Raw genomic sequence first — 23190 nt, 5'->3', positions numbered from 1 at the left:
CTTCCGTCAGCCGCACGTGAGCGCGGGGTACTCGACGCTGGTCTCGGAGGTGCGGCCGGCGCCGTCCTTCGCCGTCACCGTGGCGGTGCCCGCGGTGACCGCAGCGGTGCGCGTGGCGAACGACTGGTAGGCCGCCGCGCCGGATGCGACGCCGGTCGCCGCCTTGTCGCCGAACGCGGTCGACAGCGTGACGTCGAGCGGGCCGTCCTCGTCGTTCACCGCCCGTACGGCGAGGGTCGCCCGCCCGGCCAGGCAGCGTGGTTCGGCGGTGGCCGTGACCACCGGCCCCTCGGCGGGATCACCGCGCACGGTGAGCGTGAGCGTGGTCTGGGTGGTGCCCGCCTCGCTCACGTAGTCGGGCAGCACGAGCTGCCCGGTGACGACGTGCACGCCAGGCTGCTGGACCACCGACTCGTCGAAGTCCCACTCGACGCCGATCGCCTGGTTGTCGCGGGACCCGTCGTTGTACGACACGGCCACGCGGGTCGGCAGGTGGGGCAGCTCGCCGACGTCGACCGTCCGTTCGAACTGCTCCGCGCCCTGGATGGCTATGCCGTCCTGGGCCGTCTCCGGCCGCACGTACACCTGGGCCTCGGCGATCAGTCCGTACTCCGAGTTGGTGCCGTAGACCGTGAACGGTTCGACGTTGGTCTCGGCGACCATCGCCGGGGTGATCTCCTGCCAGGTGAAGGGCAGGGCTCCGCGGGTGCCGCCCGAGTAGACGACGTCGAGCCCACCGGGCAGCTCCGGGACGACGCCGGTGGTGGTCCGCATGATCACAGGGCTCGCCACCGAGTCCACCGTGTCGCCGTTGACCCGCCAGCGCAGGACACCGGTCCCCGCGCCGCCGGTCTGCACACCCCAGACCCGGATGCGCAGCGCGCTCGCCTCCACCGGCTCGAAGGCCAGGTGGTTGTAGGTGTTCTTGGCGAGCGCGCCGCCGTACGTGGACCCGTCCGCGAGGGTGACCGGGCTCCAGGTGCTGCCGTCCGTCGTGTACTCGACCACGTAGGTGTCGGCCCGCGGGGTGCGGACGCCGCCGTTGTCGTCGTACCAGTAGAGGTCGGCGGAGCTGACCTGGACCGGCGCGCTCCACGAGTACCGGATCCAGGCGGCCTGCGCCTCGCTGGTGCCGTTCTGGGCCTGGCCCCAGGTGCCCCAGCCGTTGCCGGCACCGGGGGCCGAGCTTGCCGGCGTCGACTCAGCGTTGACCCGCAGCGGGTTCTCCCACGGCGAGGCACCGCTGGTCGTGATGGTGGCGAGCCGCCCGAACTCGGCGGACGTCTCGCGTTCGGCAAGGGTCACAGTGACGTCCCGGGTGGTGGTGAGCTCCCCGTCCGCCGCGCGGAAGCGGAACACGTACTGACCCGCCGCGGTGCCGGTCACGCGGGTGGTGAGCGCGGCGTCGTCGGCGAAGATCACGCCCGCACCCTCAGGGGCCGAGACGGTCTCCCAGCCGTAGGTGAGCTCGCCGTCCTCCGGGATGCCGTCGTCGGTGGCCGTGGCCACGAGCAGCGTGGACAGGTTGCCGTCCGCGCTGTCGTCCGACGTCGCCGTGACCGCCGGCGGGTCGTTCTGCACGGGCGGCACCTCCCGGCCCGAGTCGAACACCTGGATCTCGGAGATCGCCGTCCAGTGGCCGGGCGCGTTCGTGAACGAGACCCGGACGCGGTCGGTGGTGGCGGTCGGGAACAGCGCGTCGTTCGTCTTGGGCCCTGGCACCTTGGGCGCCTTGGCCTGTCCCGGGACCGCCGTCCAGCCGCCCTGGCCGTCCGGCACCTGGATCGAGTAGCGCTGCGGTTCGGCGTAGCCGCCGTCCTGCCGGTCGCTGACGAACCAGACCTTCACGTTGTCGATCGCCACCGGCTCGCCGAGGTCGAGCTCCACGTGGCCGGTGTCGCCGTCGGTCCCGTAGTTGCCCCAGTAGGGCTCGTTCACGGTCACGCCGTCGGTCACCGCATCCAGGGACACGGGCCGTTCGGTCGTGGCGATGGCGCCGGGCGTGTAGTTCATGGATCCGCTGGAGAAGCCGGGGGTGTGGAAGTTGCGCCACGGCGTCGGACGGGCGCCGACCTGCGTGGCGGACGAGCTGAGCGTCGCGCCCTCCGCGAGATTGACGGCGTCTTCCTGAAGGTCGATCCCCGCCGTCTTCAGGTAGGAGACGACACGCTCGTCCTCGATCGGGGTGTCCACCGCGGCGGGCAGGTCGACACCCTGGTCAGCGACGACGACGGCACCGATACCGGCGTCCGCGTCTACCACCTCGTTGGCGGCCGGGTCGTACACGAAGGAGCCGATGCTCTCCGCGGACGCCTTGCGCTCCCCGTCGACGAACAGCGAGTAGCCGGCGCCGAGGCCGTAGTGCGTGCCGTCCGGGTCCCAGACGACCGTGACGTCGTGGCCGTGGTACCGCAGGTTGTTCACCATGAAGTGCTCGTAGCCGAGGTCGATCGGCGAGAGCTCGATGAGGTCGTCCGAACGGGGCTGGAGGCCCGCCATGTCCTCGACGAAGATGTAGCTCATGTTGCCGAGCATCACGTGGTTGGGGTTGTTGCGGTTGTAGGTCTGCGTCTCCGCGTTCCAGCCCGAGTAGTACTCGGCCTGGTTGGCGACGCGCGCGTCACCGTTCGGGTAGATGCTCCACGCCATCCAGTCGAGCAGCTTTGCCGCGTACTCCGGCGTGATGTACCGCTGCTCGGGGTCGTAGTGGCGCAGCGCGGAGCGCACGCCCCGGTACTGGACGGTGAAGTTGATGTTCGAGAAGTTGTTGGAGCCACCGATGGCGAACTTCGACCGGTCGTACTGGTTGGCCGTGTAGAACGGGAAGACCGGGAAGTTGTCGCCGTAGCGCAGGAACCGGAACCCGTCGACGTACTTCTCCCACTCGTCCGCGGGGATGAGGTTCTGCGCGTAGACGTCGTAGAGGTTCGACTCCTTGGCGGGGATCAGGTCCCGCTCCGGCACGGGCAGCGGGTTCGCGCTGCCGCCCGACGACGCCGCCGACGTCGCGCCGTGCGACGTCCCCGCGAGGAACATCTGGGTCTCCTCGCTCCACAGGTTGTCGAGCACCGCCTGCTGGATGCGGTCCGCCTCGGCGGCCGTCTCGGTCACGCGCGACGGGTCGGCGCCGGCGATGTCGTAGAGCTTGCTGGCGGCGTCGAACGCGCCCCAGACGTACGCCGACTCGGGCCGCTCGATAGTGCGGGCGCCGGGCGCCCCGCCGTTGGTGCGCGGGTAGCCGAAGCTGATCGCGTCGGCGTCGTTGCCCGGCATGTAGTTGGTGTCGTAGGCGATGAGGCCGTCGTCGTTGCCGTCGTAGTGCTCGAGCTGGCCTACGCCGTCCTGCTCGAAGTAGTGGGCGAACCGCCCGGCGACGTCGGGTCCGCCGCCGTGCACGTTGTACGCCTCCAGCCCTGCCGTGCCGAGGTACTGGGAGTAGTGGTTGTTCCAGCTCGTGTGCCCGGGGCTGTCGAGGAAGGCCGAGGACCCGGACAGCTCGCCGACGTTCAGGACCTGGCCGTACGCGAGGTACGGGTTACGGATCCACTTGGTGTCCTGCAGGTGCATCGGCTGCGTGAGCACCACCGAGTTCTGGTACAGGTTCACGCCCTCGATGGTCGTCGGGTACTGGTAGACGTACCCCGGCTCGTTGGCGTCCAGGCTGTTGTACCGCTCGCCCCACCACCGGTACACGATCGCCTTCTCGACGGCGGGGTCGGGCACGTCGATGTACGGGATGTCGGCCGCCCACCGCTCGTTGAAGGCGGTCACACCTGCGCGGAACGCGGCGCCGGGCGCCAGGTCCGCGTAGTCGCGGAGCTGCTGCTCGCCGTCAGGCAGCGATGGGGAGTAGAGCGCGCCGACCACCGACAGGTCGACGGAACCGCCCGCCGGGACGGTGACCTCCCGGTCCAGGCTGGTGCCGTTGCGCGCGAAGCCCTCGGCCTTCAGGCCGACCGTCACGGTCGACCACGGGGTGTCGACCAGCCCGTTGTTCGCGCCGCTCGTCAGGGTGCGGGTGCCGGTCAGCTCGTCGGCGGCGTCCGCGGCGGCCCGGGCGATCGGCGACGCGGCACGCACGGTGAAGGTGACGGCGCTCGTGCCGGGGTTGGTGAAGGTGACGGCGGACAGCGCGGTGTTGTCGTAGGTGATCAGCTTGCGCAGGTCGGCGGTCACGCCGGTAGTGCCGATCGTGTACCGGGCCTTGGCGTGGCTCGGCGCGTTGAACCGGGCGGAACCCACCTCGCTCACGGTCTGGCCGGGCACGGTGATCGTGTAGAAGTTCCCCAGGTCGTTCGGCCCGCCCGCATAGGCGGTGCCGGCGAAGCCCATGGTGTTCCAGGCCGCCCCGCTCCCGCCCCGCATGTACAGCGTGCGGCCGCGGGTCTGGAGCACGGAGTTGCCTGCCGTTCCCGTCACGCCCAGCACCCGGTCGAGGTAGAAGTCGGTGCCACCGGCCGCGACGTCCGCGTCGAAGATCGACTCGTACATGCTGTCCGCGGTGAACGGGACGCCGGGGTCGAGCGCGGCGTCCACCGCGTCCAGGTTGCGGTACACCGGGTCGCCGATGTCCAGGGAGTCCGTGAGCCCGTCGGTGTAGACGCCGACGTCGCCCTCGTTGCCCGGCAGCACCGGCGAGGCCGCGTAGGCCGTGGGCGGCAGGAGCGCCACGCTCCCGCAGGCGACCAGCGCCGCCACAGCGGTAGCCGCTACCGCGCCCCTTCGTGTTCGTCCCGACATCACATGTCCTCTCCGTCGACGGCCAGGCAGTCGGACGGACGGTGGCCGCTCGGGCGGAGGCCGCGCATCGCTGCGCTCCCCACCCCGGCTCGCTTGCGTCCGCCAGGTGGTTCCGCCGGCTCGCTCGCCATCGAGGAGCCCGGCGCCGACCAGTGAAGCATCACCGTCCGGCTCCGGCAATGGTTTTCGGTGTTTTCGGTTGATGATCACCCTGGCAGCCAGTCTGCACGCCGAAAAACACCGAAACCCATTGTTGGCGGCTCTCCGCTGTGAAATGGTCGGCGCGTCAGTGCGGCAGTGCCACGACGAGGTGCCACGACAGGAGAACGCGCATGAGACAGACACGCATGAGGCAGGCCGGTGGTGGAAGACCGGTAACGGCAGGCGCCCTGGCGGCGATCCTCGCCGCAGGGCTCACGGCGCCGACTGCGCCCGCGGCCCAGGCCGCCGAGCAGGCGACGGACCGGGCAGCGGATCCGGTGAGCATCACGAGCACGGAGAACCCGATCCTCGCCGACGGCAGCTACTACTCGGCGGACCCGGCCCCGCTGGTCGTCCCGGCGGGGGCACCCGGCAACAACACCAGCGCGGACCAGCTCTACGTCTACACGGGCCACGACGAGGCGGGCCCCACGCGCAACGACTTCATCATGAACGAGTGGGGCGCGTTCGTGACCGCCGACGTCGACGCCGGCGAGTGGACCCACCACCCGTCGCTGATGCGCCCGGAGGACGTCTTCTCGTGGGCGACGCCGGGGCGCGCCTACGCTGGAGAGGTCCAGCAGGGCGTCGACGGCCGGTACTACTGGTACGTCCCCGTGCACGAGGCGGCGAGCCCGGCGGGCGACAAGTTCGGCATCGGCGTCGCCGTGTCCGACTCCCCCACCGGCCCCTGGACCGACCACGCGGGCGGGCCCATCGTCTCCCAGCGGCTCCCCACGCCCAACACCATCCACAACATCGACCCGACAGTGCTCGTGGACGGCACGGGCGACGCCCGCCGCGTGCACATGTACTGGGGCAGCTTCGGCAACCTGCGTCAGGTCGAGCTGGCGCAGGACATGAAGACGCCGGTCGGCGGCGTCCGGTCCGTCACGGGCCTCACCGGGTTCTTCGAGGCGCCCTGGCTCTTCGAGCGCAACGGCACCTACTACCTGGCGTACGCGGGCAACAACGCCGGCCCCACCAGCCGGTGCACGCCCGCGAATTATCACGCGTGCATCGCGTACGCGACGGCGCCGTCGGCCGAGGGCCCGTGGACCTACCGGGGTACCGTCCTCCCGCCCGTCTCGTCGACGACGAGCCACCCCGGCATCGTCGAGCTGAACGGCGAGTGGTGGATCGCCTATCACACGGCCGACGCAGAGGGCGGCAACCACTTCCGGCGGTCGGTGGCCATCGACCGCATCGAGTGGGACGACACGCAGAGCCCGCCGCGGATGCTCCCGGTGACCACTACTCCCCCGAAGGAGCCCGACCGCACACCACGGGCGAACGTCGCGCAGGAGGCGCGCGTCACCGTCTCGAACGATCCAGTGCCCACGCAGTACTGGGTCAAGGCGCTCAACGACGAGCTGGTGCGGCCCAACCCGTTACCGCCGGACATGTGGGGTACCTGGACCGGGAACAACCCGCCCCAGCAGTGGGTGCAGTACACCTGGGACCAGCCGGTGCGCGTCTCCGGGTCGCAGATCGAGTTCTGGAACGACCAGCCGCAGGGCTCCGGCGTGGGCGTGGCCGCCCCGGCGTCGTGGCGCATCCAGTACTGGGACGCCGACGACGGCGCCTGGGCCGACGTGCCCGGGGCCGACGGGTACCCGACCGGCACCGCCGGCTATCAGCCGACGTCGTTCGACCCGGTGACGACCACGCAGGTCCGGGCGGTCTTCGACGCCTCGACCAACGGCTCCACCTACTCGGGCATCGCCGTCGAGGAGTGGAAGGTGCTGGCCGAGCAGCCCGAGACGGTGACACCCGGGCGGATGACCGTCGAGGTCGGCGAGACCGAGCTGCCCGGCACCGTGACGGCGACCTACCCGGGCGGCCACACCCTCCAGGTGCCCGCCTACTGGGACCCGCTCACTCCCGAGGACGTCGCCCAGCCCGGCGAGCTCACCGTGGAGGGTTCGGTGCTCGGCTACGCCGCGGGCCGGGTCACCGCTCCGGTGACGGTGGTCGATCCGGCTGACACCTCGAGCGACGGGACGCCCCCGGAGGTGATCGTCACCCCGATCGGCAGCGCCGGCACCGGCGGCTGGTTCCGATCCGCGGTCCGCGCCCGAGTCGCGGGTGTGGACGACGGCGGCGGCCGGCTGGTCCTCACCACGTCGGTCGACGGCGCCGAGCCCGTGGTCACGGACCCCGTCCGGTACACCGACGTGGAGGTGACCGGCGACGGCGAGCACACGGTCACGGCGACGGCGGCCGACCGCGCCGGCAACTCGTCGGCGCAGGCCTCGCTCGACGTCCGCATCGACGGCACGGCGCCGCGGAGCACCGCGACCCTCGACGAGCGGGCCCGCGCGGTGACGGTGACCGCTGACGACGCCACGTCCGGCGTCGCGCGCATCGAGGTAGCGGTGGACGGCGGCGGGTTCGAGCCGTACGACGGACCGGTGGCCGCCGGGAACACGGATCGGCACGACGTGCGCTACCGCGCCGTCGACCGGGCGGGCAATGCCGAACCGGCTCGGACGATCGCGATTCCCTCCGACATCGGCGGGCCGCTCAGCGGGAACGTCGCCGCGCTGGCGACGCCGACGGCGTCGTACACGGCGGGCTGGAACTCCGTGCTCGCGCTCAACGACGGGCTGGATCCCGCGAACCCGCCGCAGGCGCAGCTCTGGGGCACATGGTCGGGCGACCATCCGGCCACCCAGTGGGTCCGGTACGACTGGTCCCGGCCGATCCGGCTCACCGCCGCGGAGATCAAGTTCTGGGCCGACCAGCCGCAGGGCACCGGCGTGGGCGTGGCCCCACCCGACTCCTGGGAGCTGTCGTACTGGGACGAGACCGCACAGGAGTGGGCGCCCGTACCCGATCCGTCGGCGGCCGGGACGAGCACCGGCCAGTTCAACCGGATGACCTTCGGGCCGGTCACGACCTCGCGTTTGCGGGCGACGGTCCACGCGAACGGCGACGGCACGCAGTTCTCCGCGGTCGCCGCCACCGAGTGGCGGGTCATCGCCGACGACCCGGGCACCGGCGGCCCTGCCGAACCAGCGGTGACCGTCACGGCCGAGGCACGCTGCCTGGCCGGCAGCGCGACCCTGGCCGTCCGTGCGGTGAACGACCACGACGGTCCGGTGGACGTCACGCTCGTCACGCCGTACGGCACGCGCGAGGTCACCGGCGTGGCCGCTGGGCGAGCCGCCTACCAGTCCTTCGCGGCGCGGACTGCGCAGGTCGACGGCGGGGCGGTCACGGTGCGGGTGCGCGGCGACGTCGGTGGGGATGCGGTGACCCGTGAGCTGGTGGCCTCGTACGCGGGGGTGAGCTGCGAACCCTGATCGCGGGCCTGTGCGGGCGGTGCGGCTGTGCGCGCGGTGCCGACCGTGAGAGCTGGGCGCCCGGGTGAGTTCGGTCAGTTGTCACGTCGCTCGCACGAGATCGGTCGGTTGCCACGAGTTCGGTCGTTTGATTGACCGATCTCAGGGCAACCGACCGAACTCAGCAAGGAAGCCGTGCAACCGACCGAACTCAGCACGCAGCCGCCCGACCACCGCGCCAGCCCAGTGATCAGGCCCGAATTAGCCAGGAGTCCGGGCCCAATCACTGGGCTGGCGCGCGGCTGCGCGCCGAGACCCGGTCAGAGCGTCGGGAGCCAGACCCGCATCGTGGCCGGTCCGCGGTTGGCCCAGTCGTGGTACGCGACGAGCGGCACGTCGCGCAGCTCGGGCCGGGGACGCTGCACGACGTCGCCCATTGCCGCGTAGGGCCAGCCGCCGTCGGCTCCGGCGTCTCCGACCAGGGCTCCGGCCCGGACGTACACCGTGCCGTCCACCTCCCATGGCGGCACGGAGGTGTCCACGACGATGTCGTCCACCCCGCGACCCGCCGGCAGGTCGACCGACTCGAGGCACAGCACCTCCGGGCCGCGCTGCACCGCCACGCAGCCCCGGACTGCGTCGATGTGCGGGTCGGGCGTGACGAACCGTGGCACGGTGTCCAGGTCCAGCACCACCAGGCCGCCGGCACCAGGCCCGGCGACCTGCACCGCGCCCGGACCGACCTCGCGGACCGCCCCGTCGTCCACCCGGACCCGCGCCGACGGCGACCAGGAGGGCACCCGCAGCGTCAGGGTCCAGCCGCTCGCCGGCGCCTCCAGCACCCGGACCTCGACCCGGCCGTCGACCGGGTAACCGGTCACGACGTCCAGGGCCACCTGCGCCCCGGACGGCAGCGTGGCGCGGATCTCGGCCGGCGCGTACTGGTGCAGCTGGACCCCGCCGTCGTCCATCGTGGCGACGTACGCCGCGAGGCTCGCGAACGTGCGCGCCACGTTGGGCGGGCAGCAGGAGACCTCGAACCACGGTGCCCGCAGGGACGCCTCGGCACGCTTGCTCACCTCGTCGGTGGCGACGTGCTCGGCCGGGACCCGCTGGTGCAGGGTGTTCGCGTAGAAGAAGGACTGCCCGTCGTGGGCGGGCGAGGTGGCGATGACATTGGTGAGCGCGCGCTCGATCGCGTCGGCGTACTCGGCGCCGCCGCGCGCCAGCAGGAGCCGCCAGGACACCATCACCGAGCCGACGCTCGCGCACGTCTCGGAGTACGCGCGGTCCGGGGGCAGCACCCAGTCGTCGCCGAACGCCTCGTCCTGATGGTGCGAACCCTGCCCGCCGGTCAGGTACGTCCGGCGCGCCTGGGCGTGCTGCCACTGCCCGGCGACGGCGTCGAGCAGCTTCTCGTCGCCGGTCTCGACCGCCACGTCCACGGCGCCCGCGGCCAGGTAGTTGGCCCGGACGGCGTGCCCGTGGAAGACCTCGGCGTCGCGCACGGGGACGTCGTCCTGGTAGTAGGAGCGACCGAACTCGATGTCGGCGAGGACCCCGTGCCCGCGCCGGTCGAGGAACAGCGCGGCCTGAGCGAGGTAGCGGGGCTCGCCGAGGGCGCGTCCGAGCTCGGCCAGACCTACCTCGACCTCCGCGTGACCGCAGACCCCCTGGTTGCCGTCGGGGCCGAACGTCGCGCACACGTGGTCGGCGCTGCGCCGGGCGACCTCGACCAGGAGATCGCCGGGGCGGCCGGTGCGGGCCCGCGCGGCGGCCGCCTGGTAGAGGTGGCCCTGGCAGTAGAGCTCGTGCCCCCACTCCAGGTCGGTGTAGCGGGGCTCCTGCCCGGGCCTGCCGAACCTCGTGCCGAGGTAGCCGTCCGGTTCCTGGGCGGCGGCGACCCTGCGCACTATCGCGCCGAACCGGTGCTCCAGGTCGGCGTCGGGCCGTCGGCCGAGCTCCCAGGCCATGGCCTCGAGGAGCTTGTACACCTCCGAGTCGCTGAACTCCCTGCCGCGGCGGCCCTCCGCCAGGCCGCCGGTGACCGCGAGCCCGAAGTTCGCGAGCCAGCCCTCACGCTCGAGCCAGTGCTCGATGTGGGCGAGGGTGGCCGTGGCGTTCACCTCTTGGCGGCGGGCCCACGGGCCTCCGGTGATGCGCACCTGGTCGAGGCCGAGTGGTTGGAGCCGCCCGGTCGAGGGCACGACTGGCGCGGGCGTGGCCGCGCCGCGGTGTCCGGTCGGAAAGAGCATGCGGAGACCTCCGAGAGGGGTGGACGGACGAACTGGGGGAACCGGACGGTCAGCCCTTGAGCGCCCCGGACATGAACCCGCGGACGTAGTGCCGCTGGAGCAGGAGGAACAGGACGACGCACGGCAGCGCCATGACGACGACGCCCGCCTCGGTCGCGCCGTAGTCGACGATGCCCATGACCTGGGCCCGGAGGTTCGCCACGGCCAGCGGGAGCGGGATCTTGTCGGAGTCCGAGATGAGGATGAGCGGCGCGACGAAGTCGTTCCAGGCCGCGAGGAACGCGAAGAGGCCTACCGTGATGACCCCGGGCTTCACGGCGGGGAGCAGCACCGTGCGCAGCGCCCGGAACGACGAGCAGCCGTCCACGAGCGCCGCCTCGTCGAGCTCGCGCGGGACGGCGTCGAAGGAGATCCGCATCATGAACGTCGCGAACGGGAGCTGGAACACCGTCAGGACGAGCGACAGCCCGACCAGCGTGTTCTGCAGGCCCACCGCGTTGAGCATCACGTAGAGCGGGATGAGCAGCGTCGCGTACGGGACCATGAGGATCGCGAGCGTGAGGAGGAACAGCACGTCCCGCCCCGGGAACCGGAAGCGCGAGAACGCGTAGCCGCCCAGCACCGACGCCGTCAGCGTGAAGAGCACGGTCATGCCCGATACGAGCGTGGAGTTGAGCAGGTACTGGGGCAACCCCGCCTGGTACTCCATGAGGGTGACGTAGTTGCCGAAGCCCCAGCCGTCGACCTGGCTGCTGCCGGGCTGCGGCGCCACGGACGCGACGCCCGCCCACACCAGGGGGAACACAAAGACGAGGGCGAGCGCCCCGGTGAGTACCCAGTACGGCGTCCGGAGGGCGATCCCCGCGAGGCGGGCTCGCGGGGCGCGTGGCTGACGGCGGAGCTGGGGGGCCGGCGAGGTTTTCGGGGGTGCGGTGGTGGTCATGTCAGTCCTCCTGGCTCGTGCGCATCGCGCGCATCTGGGCCACGTTCACGACGACGAGCACTACCAGGACGACTATCGACAGCGCGGCCGCGACGCCGAGGTCGTTCTGGCCCTGGAAGGCCACGTTGTAGATGAGCTGGACGACCGTGAGCGTGCTGTTGTCCGGCCCGCCCTTGGTCAGGATGTAGAACTGGTCGAACGCCAGCAGCGAGCCGGTGACGCACAGGACAGTGCACAGCGCGAGCGACGGGCGCAGCAGCGGGAGCGTGATGCTCACGAAGGTCTGCCGGCGGTTCGCGCCGTCCATCCGGGCGGCCTCGATCACCTCGTGCGGGATGCCCTGGAGCCCCACCATGAGCAGCAGCATGTAGAACCCGGCGAACCGCCAGACCACGAGAAACACCGTCGACCAGAGCGCGCTGTCCGGGGTACCGAGGAACGTCACCGGACCATCCGCGAGACCGAGCCGCTGCAAGAGCGGCGAGAGCGGGCCGACCTGCGGCGAGTAGAGCGCGTAGAACAGCAGCGAGGCGGAGGCGAGGCCGAGCGCGCTGGGTACCAGGATCGACGTGCGCAGCACCGCCGACCAGCGACTCGACTCCTGCACGAGCAGCGCCAGGCCCAGCCCGAGACCGATGAGCAGCACAGTGGCGATCACCGTGTACTTCACCGTGAACACGACCGAGTCCCAGAAGTACCGGTGCCCCAGGGCGTCCTGGTAGTTCGCCGGCGCGTTGATCCCCTGGTTCCCGGACAGCAGCGGCCAGTCGGAGAGCGACATCTGGCCCACGAGCAGGACGGGCAGGAGGAACAGGCCGACGACCAGCACCGCGGTCGGGGCGGCGTAGGCCCAGCCGTGCAGGGCTCGGCGCCGCGCGACGGCGACGATCGCCGGTCTCGTGGATCTGGCGGGTGGGCGGGCTGAAAGCTTCGCGGGCACGGGGTGGCTCCTCGTTCACTTCGGCGCGTGGTCCCGCCGCCCACTCCGGCGCCGGGACCACGCAAGCTGACATCTGCGGGCGGCTACTGCCCCAGCACCGCGGTGATCTCCTCGTTGTCCGTCTCGACGGTGCCGCCCTCGCCGAACACCTCGTTGCGGACCATCGTCACCCACGGGCTGCCGGGGGCGTTGAACGCCTGCTGGAAGTTGATCGCGAGCGGGGTGCGGCCCTGTGCGGCGACCTCGTTGACCGCCAGGACGCGCGGGTCCTTGGAGGAGTACTCGTTCTCCGCCAGGTCCGCCCGCGAGACGACGTCGCCGTTCTTGGCGAGGACCTCGACCTGCGCCTCCTCCGACATGAGCCAGGACATGAAGTTCCAGGCCTGGTCGGCGTTCTCGGAGTCCTTGGAGATGCCGATGCCGTCGCCGCCCACGAAGGTGGACGCGCCGCCGTCGGGCCCGGGGATCGGGGCCACGCCGACCTCACCGAGCGCCTCGTCCGCAGTGGCGAGCATCGTGGCGGGGAACGGCATCACGCCTACCTCGCCCTCGAGGAACGGGCCGGTCCAGGTGGCGCCGGTCTCCTCCTTGGAGCCCTCGCCCACGGCGTCGGACTCGACGAGGTCGCGCCAGACGCCGTAGACCTCCTGGGCGGTGTCACCCGCGAGCAGCGACTCCGTGCCCTCGGCGTTCATCACGTCCTCGTCCCCGGCCCAGATCTGCGGGAACCACGTGAACACGAGGCAGCCGCCGCAGTTGCCGCCGAAGTAGGTGCCGTTGACGTTGCCGCCCAGCTCGTCGACGGCCTTGGCCTGGTCGGCGAACTCGGCGAGCGTCGTCGGCCCCTGCTCGGGGTCGAGGCCGGCCCGCTCGTAGAGGTCCTTGTTGTAGAACATGACTGACACGTCGAGCACGAACGGCAGGACGTGCTGGCGGCCGTCGAGCGTGCCGCCCTCGAGGTGGCCCTGGTTGATCTGGTCCGCGTGCTCCAGCTCGCCGACGGCGTCGGTGACGTCCGCGAAGAGGCCCTGCTGCACCCAGTTGGGCACGTACACGATGTCGGCGGCGAAGAGGTCGGGCAGACCGTCGCTGCCCGCGGCCGCGCCGACCTTCGCCACGTAGTCGTCGTTCGGCACGACGGTGAGCTCCACCTGGTTCTCGTGCGAGGCGTTGTACGCCTCGACGAGCAGGTTGGCCTGCTGCTCGAGCGGTGCGCGCGTCCAGAGCGTGAGCTCGGTGCCGTCGTCGACGCCCTCCGCGGAGACCGGTGCCTCCTGCGCGCCGCCGTTCTCGTCCGACGTGCCGCAGGCGGCGAGCGCCGTGCTCGCCAGGCCTGCCGCGATGACCGAGGCAACGAGCCTCGCGCTCGTTCTGCGGTGGGTAGCCATCATCCGTCTCCTTGACTTCGTCGTCACTCGGCTGGCCGGTGTGCGGGAGGAAGGCCCGCGCCGAAACCTCCCGAAAAGGCTTTCTGTGACAGTAGACTGGGCGCCACATCACGTCAAGGACGAACCTTCGTCACGTTTGTGTTACACCTTTTCGGTATGGTTCGACATCGAAATCAGGAGGAAGCCATGGCCTCGGGCGAAACCCCGCGTACCGCCACACTGACCGACGTCGCCCGCCTCGCGGGGGTCTCGATCGCCACTGCCTCCAAGGCCATCAACGGTCGCGCGCAGGTGCGCGCCGAGACCCGCACGCGGGTGCTCGAGGCCGCCGAGCAGCTCTCGTTCGCGCCGAACGCCGTGGCGCGCGGGCTGCTCCAGGGCCGGACGGGCACCGTCGGCCTGCTCACCTCAGACCTCGAGGGCCGTTTCTCGATCCCCGTGCTGATGGGCGCGGAGGACGCGTTCGGCGCGGGCCAGGTGTCCGTGTTCCTGTGCGACGCACGCGGCGACGCGATCCGGGAGCAGCACCACATCCGCGCGCTGCTGTCCCGCCGCGTCGAGGGGCTGATCGTCGTCGGCTCCCGGACCGATCCGCGCCCGCCACTCATCGGCGATCTGCCCGTTCCCGTCGTGTACGCGTATGCGCCGTCGGAGAACCCGGCGGACATCTCGATCACTGCCGACAACGTCAGCGCGGGCGGGCTGGCGATCGACCATCTGCTGGCCTGCGGGCGGCGGCGGATCGCGCACGTGACCGGTGACGCCTCCTACGCGGCGGCCCAGGACCGGTCGCGCGGCGCGGAACGCGCCATCAAGGAGGCCGGGCTCGATCTCGTGGGCGGGCGGACGTTCTTCGGGTCCTGGAGCGAGGGCTGGGGCCGCGGCGTGGCGAGCATGATCCTCGACCAGTACCCGGACGTGGACGGCTTCTTCTGCGGCAGCGACCAGATCGCACGGGGCGTGCTGGACTCGCTGCGCGAGTCCGGCAAGGACGTGCCGCGCAGCATCTCCGTCATCGGGTTCGACGACTGGCAGGTGCTGACGACGAACACGCGGCCGCAGCTCACGAGCGTCGACATGAACCTCGAGCAGGTCGGCCGGATCGCGGCGCGCCGGCTCTTCGAGGCGATAGAGGGCAAGGCCGCCTCCGGCATCGAGGAGCTGCCCTGCCGGATAGTCACGCGGGAGTCGTCGGTCCCGGTTCCCTGACTCCCCCGTCGCGTCGAGCAGCCCGGCGGGGACGCCGACGCGGTCCACGCGCACCTGACCGGCCGCGCCGGACGGCGTCCTGCTCGACGTCATCCAGCCGATCCCGCCCACCGCCGAGTACGCGGACGCCTATGCGGAGGCCTGAGCCCGGGCGCCGACGGTCCGGGCCGAAGGTCCGGTGCGGGGCCAGGTCCAGACGTACCGCACGACGAGGGCGAGAAGGATCAGTTCCAGGACGACGCCGAGGCCGTAGAAGTACAGCCAGGACGCGCCCGCCACGTTGAATACCGTGACGGGGACGTAGAGCAGGGCCACGACGAGGTTCGTGGCGCGGTTCGCCCGGGCGGGCAGCGTCGTCGACAGCACGACCATGAAGATCGGGACGGCCATGAGGGTCAGCGCAGTGGTCGAAAAGGTCTGGGAGAGGTCGAACTCGAAGACCTTGCCGTCGAGGATGTCCTCGACGATGCCTGGCGTGAAGAAGCCGAGAATGTCCACATAGGCGTACAGGAACATGAAGCTTGTCCACGCTGCGGCGAGCTTGATCCTGACCGGGACCGGCTGGTCTTCCAGCGTGGTGGTGGGCTGACGTGTTGTCATCATGGGCTCCGTGGTTGTGGTGGGGATCGGTGCGTCCACGATCGCTGAGCCCGGGCGTCGGGCGCATCGGCCCGGAGGCTGGAGTCGCCCGGCCGATGGGATGGTCCCTCTCTCGTTCTTTCGGTGGGTACGCCGAGGCGCGCCGATCTCTAGGCTGGAGCCGTGAACACTGTCGGGCGTTCCATCTGGCACGAGCCGCGGCCTGCTGGCGCCCCACCCATCGGTCGTCTCGACTGGCTGCTGATGGGCGCGTTCGCGGCCGCTGCGTTGGTCGAGGGCATCGTTCGGCCGGACCTGGCCTGGCGACCCCTCGTGACGGTGCTCGCCGTGGCGCTGATGCCTGCTCTGCTCTGGCGGCGGGACCGCCCCCTGATCGCCGCCCTGGTCGGGTGGGGCGTCGCCGGGCTGCTCTCGGTCCTCCAGCTGACCACGCACGCCGGAGAACTCGGCCTCTACTCCATGGTGGCCGTCCTGATCCTGCTCTACTCCCTGGTGCGGTGGGGCTCGGGACGGGAGATGGTCCTGGGGACGGCGTTCGTGGCGGTCGTCGTCGCTCTGGGGATGTACGCATCCTCCGGGGGCTGGGCCGACGTCTTCGGCGGGAGCGTCCTCTTGCTGTTGGTCGTCGCTCTCGCGGCGGTGTTCCGCTACCGCGCGGCGCTCTGGCATCGCCAACAGCGCGAGATCCGCAATGAGGAGCGGGTGGCGCTGGCGCGCGAGCTGCACGACACCGTGGCCCACCATGTCTCGGCTATCGCCGTGCAGGCGCAGGCCGGTGGCGTGGTCGCCGGCATCCGGCCCGAGAAGGCTGCCGAGATCCTGGCCGCGATCGAATCCGAAGCGTCGCGCACCCTGGCGGAGATGAGATCCATGGTGCGGGTGCTGCGTGAGGAGGAAGCCGCCGCCTACGCACCGCAGCCGGGTGTCGCGGACCTGCCTGCCCTGGCGCGCGGCGACGCGACGCCCACCGTCGAGGTCTCGCTGCACGGTTCGCTGGCCGGACTGGCGGGATCCGTGGACGCCGCGCTCTACCGGCTCGCGCAGGAGTCGCTGACCAACGCGTTACGGCACGCCCGGGGCGCGACCCTCGTCGGGATCGACGTACGCCGGGAGCACGACGCCGTCAGGCTCCGTGTCAGCGACGACGGACGGACCGAGCCGGGGCCGGCCCCGGCTCCTGGGTTCGGCCTGCTGGGCATGGCCGAACGCGCCCAGCTCCTCGGCGGATCGCTCTCCGCGGGGCCGGGGCCCGCGGGTGGCTGGGTCGTCGAGGCCGTACTGCCGGTGGTGGCGCTGCCATGAGCATCCGTGTGGTCGTGGCCGACGACCAGGACCTGGTCCGGGCCGGGCTGGTGATGATCCTCGGCGCGCAACCCGACCTCGAGGTCGTGGGGGAGGCAGCAGACGGGATCGCAGCGCTCGACCTGGCGACCCGGCTGCGTCCCGATGTTGTACTCGTCGACATCCGGATGCCCGGGCTCGACGGCGTCGAGGTGACGCGGCGTCTGGCCGGGCCAGGGGTGACGGACCCGATGGCGGTCGTCGTGATCACCACCTTCGACCTCGACGAGTACGTCCTCGGCGCCCTGCGCGCCGGCGCCCGCGGCTTCCTGCTCAAGGACGCCGGGCCGGAGCTCCTCGTGCAGGCCATCCACGCGGCGGCAGACGGGGACGCGCTGATCGCCCCCAACGTCACCCGCCGGCTGCTGGCGACCCTCGCCGACCAGGCGCCCGCGGTGCCGGTCCAGCCCACCGACCCCCTCACCGAGCGCGAGGAGGAGGTGCTCGCGCTGGTCGCACGGGGCCGGACCAACGCCGAGATCGCCACCGAGCTCTTCGTCGGCCTGAGCACGGTCAAGACCCACGTCGCGTCGTTGCTGACCAAGCTCGGCGCCCGCAACCGCGTCGAGATCGCGATCTGGGCCTACGACACCAGACGCATGAGGGCCGGCTAGCGGGTACGGATCGCTACACAGGCCCGACCGCACGGGTACGACAAAGGCCGCTGACCCGGTTGTTCACCAGGTCAGCGGCCTCCACCACCGAGGATCAGCCGGACTTGCGGCGGAACATCTTTTGGACTGGGCCGGTCGTCTCCGAGCCGTGCACCGCACCAGTGTTCACATCGCCCGCGGAGGTCCGGCTCCGAGCCGCATTCTTGCGGTCCAGAGCTTCCTTGAACTTCGCCTTCGCGTCCGTGCTCGGCGCTGTCGCGACCTTGGGCTCTTCAGCGCCCTTGGTCTCGGCCGCCTCGGCATTGGGCTTCTCGTCCGTCACACCGATCACCTCCTCTTGTTCCGGGGGTCCCTCGATCGGGTCCGTCGTCGGCCCCAGCCTGCACCACGGCACAGGCAGGTGCCAACATTTTTGGATTCCACCCAGGCTAGCGCGCCCGACGACGGCGCGCCGGGCCGCCCGGACTCCCTACGCCTGAGCTGCCGCCCGCTCGGCGCGCTCCGCACGGAGCGAGGTGATCGCGCTCTCGAAGTCCTCGAGCGAGTCGAACGCCTGGTAGACGCTCGCGAACCGGAGGTAGGCCACCTCGTCGAGCTCGCGGAGCGGGCCGAGGATGGCGAGGCCCACCTCGTACGCGTCGATCTCCGCGCTGCCGTTGCTCCGCAGGGTCTCCTCGACGCGCTGGGCGAGGATCGCCAGGTCGTCGTCGCTCACGGGGCGCCCCTGGCACGCCTTGCGCACACCCGCGGCGACCTTGTCGCGGCTGAACGGCTCTGTGGCGCCGGAGCGCTTGACCACGGAAAGGCTCGCGGTCTCCACGGTGGTGAACCGTCGGTTGCAGTTCGGGCACTGCCGTCGGCGCCGGATCGACAGGCCGTCGTCGGCAGTCCGCGAGTCCACCACGCGCGAGTCGGCGTGGCGACAGAACGGGCAGTGCATGCTCACTCCTGCGTGGTCGACCATCGACCGGAGGCCTCCGGTCGCGCCCCGACCGTAAGCGGGCAAACCACCCCCTTGCAACATAGCCGCAACATTCGTCCGCGAATCGAGGCCTTCGGTCACTCCTTGGGTAGGAGCAACAGCTCCCCGACGCGCAAGGTCCCGGTCGACATCTCGTTCAGCTCCTGCAGCCTGCCGACCGCGTGCCGGACGTCCTCGCCGGGCCTCGCGACCTCCTGGGCGAAGCCCCAGAGCGTCTCTCCCGGCTGCACCGCATGCACCCGGACCTCGGTGGGCTCCCCCGGGGAGCTCGCGACCGCCGTCGCCCCCCACGTGACCATCGGAGCGAGCAGGAGCATGGCCAGCAGCACGAGGACGACGCGGCCGCGCCGCGTGAGCCGCAGGCCGGCCAGGCCCAGCCGGTCGGCGAGCGTGCGCGCCTCCGGTGGGGTGTACGCACGGACCGCGGCCAGTCCGGCCGCCGGTGCATACCCCCTGCCGTACGACGGCACATACGCCTGTTCATACGTCGGGGTGTACTGCCGCAGCGGAATCACGTCCCCCATGGCCCCTCCTCGAAGTGTGCAGAGCTTCTGTCGTTCATACAAGCGTTCGTCGAACGCCCGTACCATTGTGTAGCACGGGACACCGTCCATGTCGAGACACGCTCGAACATTCGTTTGAGCCGAGCGCGTTTGTGACCTAGAGTGGGTAGCGCACAGGAGAACATTTGTCGGAACGGGAGGGGCACGGGCATGACGGGACGGGACGGGACCAGCGACACGAGAGCCGTCGACACGGCACTTTCCGGCGTCGCCACGCTGGACACGCCAGCCGACAAGGCGGTCGCTGACGTGCACACGATCTCGCCGACTGACCGCCTCACCGAACGGCAGCGCCTCGTGCTGGACACGATTCGGCAGTCGTTCGAGACGCGGGGCTATCCGCCGTCGATGCGCGAGATCGGCGAGGCCGTCGGGTTGGCCAGCCCGTCGAGCGTCAAGCACCAGCTCCAGATGCTCGAGAAGAAGGGCTTCCTGCGCCGCGACCCCAACCGGCCGCGCGCCATGGAGCTCGTGGAGCCGATGGCCGAGCAGGTCGACAAGCCGAACCGCGGCGAGATCCACTGGCCCGAGCCGCGCCGTAGCGGCCAGGTCCACTGGGGCGGCTCGGTGCCCGACGACGCCAGCGCCCCGCCGCCGTCGTACGTGCCGCTCGTCGGCCGTATCGCGGCCGGTGGCCCCATCCTTGCCGAGCAGGTCGTCGAGGACGTGTTCCCGCTCCCCCGCCAGCTGGTGGGTGACGGCGAGCTGTTCCTCCTCAAGGTCGCCGGTGACTCGATGGTCGACGCCGCGATCTGCGACGGGGACTGGGTGGTCGTGCGGCAGCAGAACGTCGCGGAGCAGGGCGAGATCGTCGCCGCCATGATCGACGGCGAGGCCACGGTCAAGACGTTCAAGCAGACCGACGGTCACGTCTTCCTGCTGCCGCAGAACCCTGCCTACGAGCCCATCCCGGGTGACCAGGCGCAGATCCTGGGCCGCGTCGTCGCGGTGCTGCGCAGTCTCTGACGAGACCGCGAAGTAGAGCGCCTGTCCGCCTTGCGCCACGCTGAGCGTGCGTAGGGCGGACAGGCGCTCTACTTCCCGGTCTCGTCAGAAGCCGAACCGCTTCTGCACCGCCCACACGCTGTCCGCCGAGGCACGCAGCCCGGCCAGTTCCTCGTCCGACATCGGCACCCGCACGTTGTCCGTGACGCCCCGCCGGTCCACGAGAGACGGCACGGACAAGCAGACGTCGCTGATGCCGTGATAGTCCTCCAGCAGCGAGGACACCGGCATGATCCGGCCCTCGTCGTTGAGCACCGCCTCGATGATGCGGGTAGCGGCCAGGCCGACGGCGTAGTTGGTGGCGCCCTTGCCGGAGATGATCCGGTACGCGGAGTCGACCACCTCGTGGTGCACCGCGGCGTCGAGCGGCGGGTTCGCGCCCAGCGGCTCCCAGTCCAGCAGCGGCACGCCGCCGATCGACGCCGAGCTCCACAGCGCGATCTCGGAGTCGCCGTGCTCTCCGGCGATGTACGCGTGCACGTTCCCCACTGCCACGCCGCAGCGCTCGGCGAGCACCACGCGCAGCCGCGAGGAGTCCAGCACCGTGCCGCTGCCGAACATCCGCTCGCGCGGCAGGCCGGAGATCTTGAGCGCCGCGTAGGTCACGACGTCCACGGGGTTGGTCACCATGACGTAGGTGGCGTCCGGCGCGACGTCGACCAGGCCAGGCAGGATCTCACGCATCAGCCCGATCGTTCCCTCGGCGAGGTCGATCCGGGTCTGCCCGGGCTTCTGCTTCGCCCCAGCGGTCACGACCACGACGTCGGCGCCCGCGCAGACGCCGACGTCGTCCGAGCCGATCACCTGCGCCTGGGGCGTGAACATGAGGCCGTGCTGGAGGTCGAGCACCTCGGCCTCGACCTTCGACCGGTTCACGTCATGCAGGGCGATGGTCCGCGCCGAGCCCCGCGCGAGCGCGGCGAAGGCCAGCGTGGAGCCCACCGCGCCCGCGCCCACCACCGCGAGCTTGGTGGTGCGGGCTCCGGCGGACCGTGCGGCCGGGATGTCCGAAAGGGCTGCCATGCCCCCAGGTTAGGTGTCGAGCCTCGCCAGCGCGGCGCGGACCAGCGCCGAGTCGGTGGTCGGCCAGAACCCCGGCATCGAGCGGGTCAGGAACGAGGCGTAGCGGGCGGTCGCGAGGCGCGGGTCCAGGACCGCCACCACTCCCCTGTCGTCCATGCTCCGCACTAGACGCCCGGCACCCTGCGCGAGCAGCAGCGCCGCGTGCTGCGCGGACACCGCCATGAACCCGTTGCCGCCCGCCTGCTCCACGGCCTTGGCGCGTGCCGCCTTGACCGGGTCGTCGGGGCGCGGGAACGGGATGCGGTCGATGAGCACGAGCTGACACGACGGGCCCGGCACGTCGACGCCCTGCCACAGGGACAACGTGCCGAACAGGCATGCCTCGGGATCCTCGGCGAACTCGCGCACGAGGGTGGGCAGCTGGTCGTCGCCCTGCGCCAGGATCGGGAAGTCCAGCCGCTCACGCATGGCCTCCGCCGCGGCGTTCGCGGCACGGCGCGAGGAGAAGAGCCCGAGTGTGCGGCCTCCGGCGGCGGTGATCAGCTCGGCGATCTCGTCGAGCTGCGCCTCCGTCGTCGGCTCCCGGCCCGGGGCGGGGAGATGCCGCGCGATGTACAGGATGCCCTGGCGCGGGTAGTCGAACGGGCTGCCGGCGTCGAGGCCGTGCCACGGCGGGGCGTCCTCGCCCTTGAGGCCGAGCGTGCCGGCGACCGCGTCGAACGTGCCGCCCAGCGCCAGCGTGGCCGACGTGAAGACGCCCGTCGCCTCGCCCAGCAGGTGCATCCGGATCAGGCCGGCAACGTGCAGCGGCGCCGCGTGCAGCCGCGTCACGTTGTCGGCGAACCCGCCCCAGTTGTTGTCCGGGCGCGAGCACCACAGCACGTCGGCGGTCGTGTCCTGGAACGACATGCGTTCCGCCGTCTCGAACAGCTGCAGCATCGCGCCCTGGGCCATCTTCAGGCCGGGTTCGGGCGGGGCGGGGGCCTGCCCCTTGCCGCCGCCCGCCTCGGGCTTCAGCGTGCTCAGCACCTCGCGCGCGGCGTCGCGCACCGCGCCGACCGCCATGCGCAGCTCGTCGGGCAGGCCGCTCGGGAACCGTTCGGCGGGAGCGGTGACCAGCAACGTCCCGAGCGCCTGGGCCGCGGCGTCCAGGGTGTCGGTGTTGGTGCCCGCATGCCGCCGTGCCAGGCGTGCGGCGTTCTCCACCGAGGCCATGGACAGGTCAACGGTCGCCGAGGAGGTGACCCGGTCCGTGAGCTCGTGCGCCTCGTCCACCACCACGACGTCGTGCTCCGGCAGGATGCCCGGGCTGCCCGTGGCCGCGATGCCGAGCATCGCGTGGTTGGTCACCACCACGTCGGCCTCCCGGGAGGCGGCCCGCGCCTTGTCGGGGAAGCATTCGGCGAGCATCGGGCACTTGCCGCCCAGGCACTCCATGGCGGTGACCGAGACCTGGCGCCACGCCCGGTCGGGAACGCCCGGCACGAGGTCGTCGCGGTCGCCCGAATCCGTCTCGTTCGCCCACTCGTGCAGGCGGCGGACGTGGTCGGCGAGCGTGGCACCGTCGTCCTTGCGCCGTCCGCGAGCGCCCCCGGAGGCCGCGGGCTCCTCGGTGCGCGGGTGGTCCTCGCCGCCGGGCAGGTCGAACAGGGTGGGCTCGTCGACGGGGTACCCGCCGCCGATCTTGTGCACGCAGAGGTAGTTGTGCCAGCCCTTGAGCAGTGCGATCTTCGGTTCGCGCGGGAGCTGCGGTGTCACGGCCTTGGCCACGAGCGGCAGGTCGCGCGTGATGACCTGCCGCTGGAGGGCGAGGGTCGCCGTCGAGATGATGACCTTGCTGTCGGCGGCGACCGCGTGCCGGACGGCGGGCACCAGGTAGCCGAGCGACTTTCCGGTGCCGGTACCCGCCTGGACGAGCAGGTGCTCACCCTTCTCGATGGCCTCGCCGACCGCCACTGCCATGCGGTGCTGGCCGTCCCGGCGCCCGCCGCCCAGCTCACCGACGGCGAGGTCGAGAAGCTCCTCGACCTCGGGAATCCGCTGGGTGTTGGTGGTTTGGGGAGGGGCGTCGGGAAGGCTGGTCACACGTTCGATCCTAG

General features: G+C 71.3%; 16 protein-coding genes. 5 read left to right on the top strand and 11 right to left on the bottom strand.

Annotated elements, in window-relative coordinates; all coding sequences use genetic code 11:
- Positions 1–6: 6 nt before the first annotated feature.
- Complete coding sequence (locus AB0F70_RS08500; protein ID WP_357446119.1) at positions 7–4740, bottom strand: discoidin domain-containing protein; 4734 nt, start codon at positions 4738–4740, stop codon at positions 7–9.
- A 332-nt stretch (positions 4741–5072) separates the two neighbouring features.
- Between AB0F70_RS08500 and AB0F70_RS08495 the strand changes: the two genes are divergently transcribed.
- Positions 5073–8249 carry a family 43 glycosylhydrolase gene (locus AB0F70_RS08495; RefSeq protein ID WP_357446117.1) on the top strand — a complete coding sequence of 1059 codons (3177 nt, stop codon included), beginning with the start codon at positions 5073–5075 and terminating at the stop codon, positions 8247–8249.
- Positions 8250–8548: 299 nt separating this feature from the next.
- Here the strand turns inward: AB0F70_RS08495 and AB0F70_RS08490 are convergent, their stop codons facing one another.
- The 4 genes from AB0F70_RS08490 to AB0F70_RS08475 form a co-directional block, all read right to left on the bottom strand.
- On the bottom strand, positions 8549–10483 hold the full coding sequence (locus AB0F70_RS08490; protein ID WP_357446114.1) for a beta-L-arabinofuranosidase domain-containing protein: 1935 nt from the start codon (positions 10481–10483) through the stop codon (positions 8549–8551).
- Between the two features lie 49 nt (positions 10484–10532).
- On the bottom strand, positions 10533–11426 hold the full coding sequence (locus AB0F70_RS08485; RefSeq protein WP_357446110.1) for a carbohydrate ABC transporter permease: 894 nt from the start codon (positions 11424–11426) through the stop codon (positions 10533–10535).
- A 1-nt stretch (position 11427) separates the two neighbouring features.
- Positions 11428–12366, bottom strand: coding sequence for a sugar ABC transporter permease (locus tag AB0F70_RS08480; RefSeq protein ID WP_357446108.1), 939 nt, complete (start codon positions 12364–12366; stop codon positions 11428–11430).
- 83 nt (positions 12367–12449) lie between these two features.
- Positions 12450–13754 (bottom strand): sugar ABC transporter substrate-binding protein, encoded by a 1305-nt coding sequence (locus tag AB0F70_RS08475; RefSeq protein WP_357446105.1) that lies wholly within the window; start codon positions 13752–13754, stop codon positions 12450–12452.
- Between the two features lie 186 nt (positions 13755–13940).
- On the opposite strand from AB0F70_RS08475, the gene AB0F70_RS08470 reads away from it, so the two are divergent.
- On the top strand, positions 13941–14963 hold the full coding sequence (locus AB0F70_RS08470; protein ID WP_357446102.1) for a LacI family DNA-binding transcriptional regulator: 1023 nt from the start codon (positions 13941–13943) through the stop codon (positions 14961–14963).
- 129 nt (positions 14964–15092) lie between these two features.
- Here the strand turns inward: AB0F70_RS08470 and AB0F70_RS08465 are convergent, their stop codons facing one another.
- Positions 15093–15563, bottom strand: a complete 471-nt coding sequence (locus tag AB0F70_RS08465) for a DUF6326 family protein (RefSeq protein WP_357446099.1) — start codon at positions 15561–15563, stop codon at positions 15093–15095.
- Between the two features lie 162 nt (positions 15564–15725).
- On the opposite strand from AB0F70_RS08465, the gene AB0F70_RS08460 reads away from it, so the two are divergent.
- Both AB0F70_RS08460 and AB0F70_RS08455 read left to right on the top strand, forming a co-directional pair.
- Positions 15726–16865 carry a sensor histidine kinase gene (locus AB0F70_RS08460; protein ID WP_357446096.1) on the top strand — a complete coding sequence of 380 codons (1140 nt, stop codon included), beginning with the start codon at positions 15726–15728 and terminating at the stop codon, positions 16863–16865.
- Complete coding sequence (locus AB0F70_RS08455; protein ID WP_357446093.1) at positions 16862–17518, top strand: response regulator transcription factor; 657 nt, start codon at positions 16862–16864, stop codon at positions 17516–17518. The genes AB0F70_RS08460 and AB0F70_RS08455 overlap by 4 nt, the downstream gene beginning before the upstream one ends.
- A 94-nt stretch (positions 17519–17612) precedes the next feature.
- On the opposite strand, the gene AB0F70_RS08450 is transcribed toward AB0F70_RS08455, so the two are convergent.
- From AB0F70_RS08450 to AB0F70_RS08440, 3 genes are all read right to left on the bottom strand, one after another.
- A complete protein-coding gene (locus tag AB0F70_RS08450; RefSeq protein WP_357446090.1) occupies positions 17613–17840 on the bottom strand; it encodes a DUF5302 domain-containing protein in 228 nt (75 codons plus the stop codon).
- Positions 17841–17987: 147 nt separating this feature from the next.
- Entirely contained in the window at positions 17988–18458 is a 471-nt protein-coding gene (gene nrdR, locus AB0F70_RS08445; protein ID WP_357446087.1) for a transcriptional regulator NrdR, read from the bottom strand.
- Positions 18459–18577: 119 nt separating this feature from the next.
- Positions 18578–19024: a LysM peptidoglycan-binding domain-containing protein gene (locus AB0F70_RS08440; RefSeq protein WP_357446085.1), complete on the bottom strand. Its 447-nt coding sequence runs from the start codon at positions 19022–19024 to the stop codon at positions 18578–18580.
- A gap of 255 nt (positions 19025–19279) precedes the next feature.
- Between AB0F70_RS08440 and lexA the strand changes: the two genes are divergently transcribed.
- Positions 19280–20029: a transcriptional repressor LexA gene (gene lexA / locus AB0F70_RS08435; protein ID WP_357446479.1), complete on the top strand. Its 750-nt coding sequence runs from the start codon at positions 19280–19282 to the stop codon at positions 20027–20029.
- A gap of 84 nt (positions 20030–20113) precedes the next feature.
- On the opposite strand, the gene AB0F70_RS08430 is transcribed toward lexA, so the two are convergent.
- Entirely contained in the window at positions 20114–21091 is a 978-nt protein-coding gene (locus AB0F70_RS08430) for an L-lactate dehydrogenase (RefSeq protein WP_357446082.1), read from the bottom strand.
- A gap of 9 nt (positions 21092–21100) precedes the next feature.
- A complete protein-coding gene (locus tag AB0F70_RS08425) occupies positions 21101–23176 on the bottom strand; it encodes an ATP-dependent DNA helicase (RefSeq protein ID WP_357446079.1) in 2076 nt (691 codons plus the stop codon).
- Positions 23177–23190 lie beyond the last annotated feature (14 nt).

It is taken from the genome of Promicromonospora sp. NPDC023805, from assembly GCF_040639635.1.
GTDB lineage: Bacteria > Actinomycetota > Actinomycetes > Actinomycetales > Cellulomonadaceae > Promicromonospora.
Note: the sequence above shows the minus strand (reverse complement) of the source record. Positions and strands in the feature narration are given on the sequence as shown.

What these genes read in the sequence shown, in the direction of transcription:
- AB0F70_RS08470 (WP_357446102.1), top strand. Translation starts at nt 13,941, where the DNA reads ATGGCCTCGGGCGAAACCCCGCGTACCGCCACACTGACCGACGTCGCC.
- AB0F70_RS08475 (WP_357446105.1), bottom strand. Translation starts at nt 13,754, where the DNA reads ATGGCTACCCACCGCAGAACGAGCGCGAGGCTCGTTGCCTCGGTCATC.
- AB0F70_RS08490 (WP_357446114.1), bottom strand. Translation starts at nt 10,483, where the DNA reads ATGCTCTTTCCGACCGGACACCGCGGCGCGGCCACGCCCGCGCCAGTC.
- AB0F70_RS08500 (WP_357446119.1), bottom strand. Translation starts at nt 4,740, where the DNA reads ATGTCGGGACGAACACGAAGGGGCGCGGTAGCGGCTACCGCTGTGGCG.
- AB0F70_RS08455 (WP_357446093.1), top strand. Translation starts at nt 16,862, where the DNA reads ATGAGCATCCGTGTGGTCGTGGCCGACGACCAGGACCTGGTCCGGGCC.
- AB0F70_RS08430 (WP_357446082.1), bottom strand. Translation starts at nt 21,091, where the DNA reads ATGGCAGCCCTTTCGGACATCCCGGCCGCACGGTCCGCCGGAGCCCGC.
- AB0F70_RS08485 (WP_357446110.1), bottom strand. Translation starts at nt 11,426, where the DNA reads ATGACCACCACCGCACCCCCGAAAACCTCGCCGGCCCCCCAGCTCCGC.
- AB0F70_RS08465 (WP_357446099.1), bottom strand. Translation starts at nt 15,563, where the DNA reads ATGACAACACGTCAGCCCACCACCACGCTGGAAGACCAGCCGGTCCCG.
- nrdR (WP_357446087.1), bottom strand. Translation starts at nt 18,458, where the DNA reads ATGCACTGCCCGTTCTGTCGCCACGCCGACTCGCGCGTGGTGGACTCG.
- AB0F70_RS08440 (WP_357446085.1), bottom strand. Translation starts at nt 19,024, where the DNA reads ATGGGGGACGTGATTCCGCTGCGGCAGTACACCCCGACGTATGAACAG.
- AB0F70_RS08495 (WP_357446117.1), top strand. Translation starts at nt 5,073, where the DNA reads ATGAGACAGACACGCATGAGGCAGGCCGGTGGTGGAAGACCGGTAACG.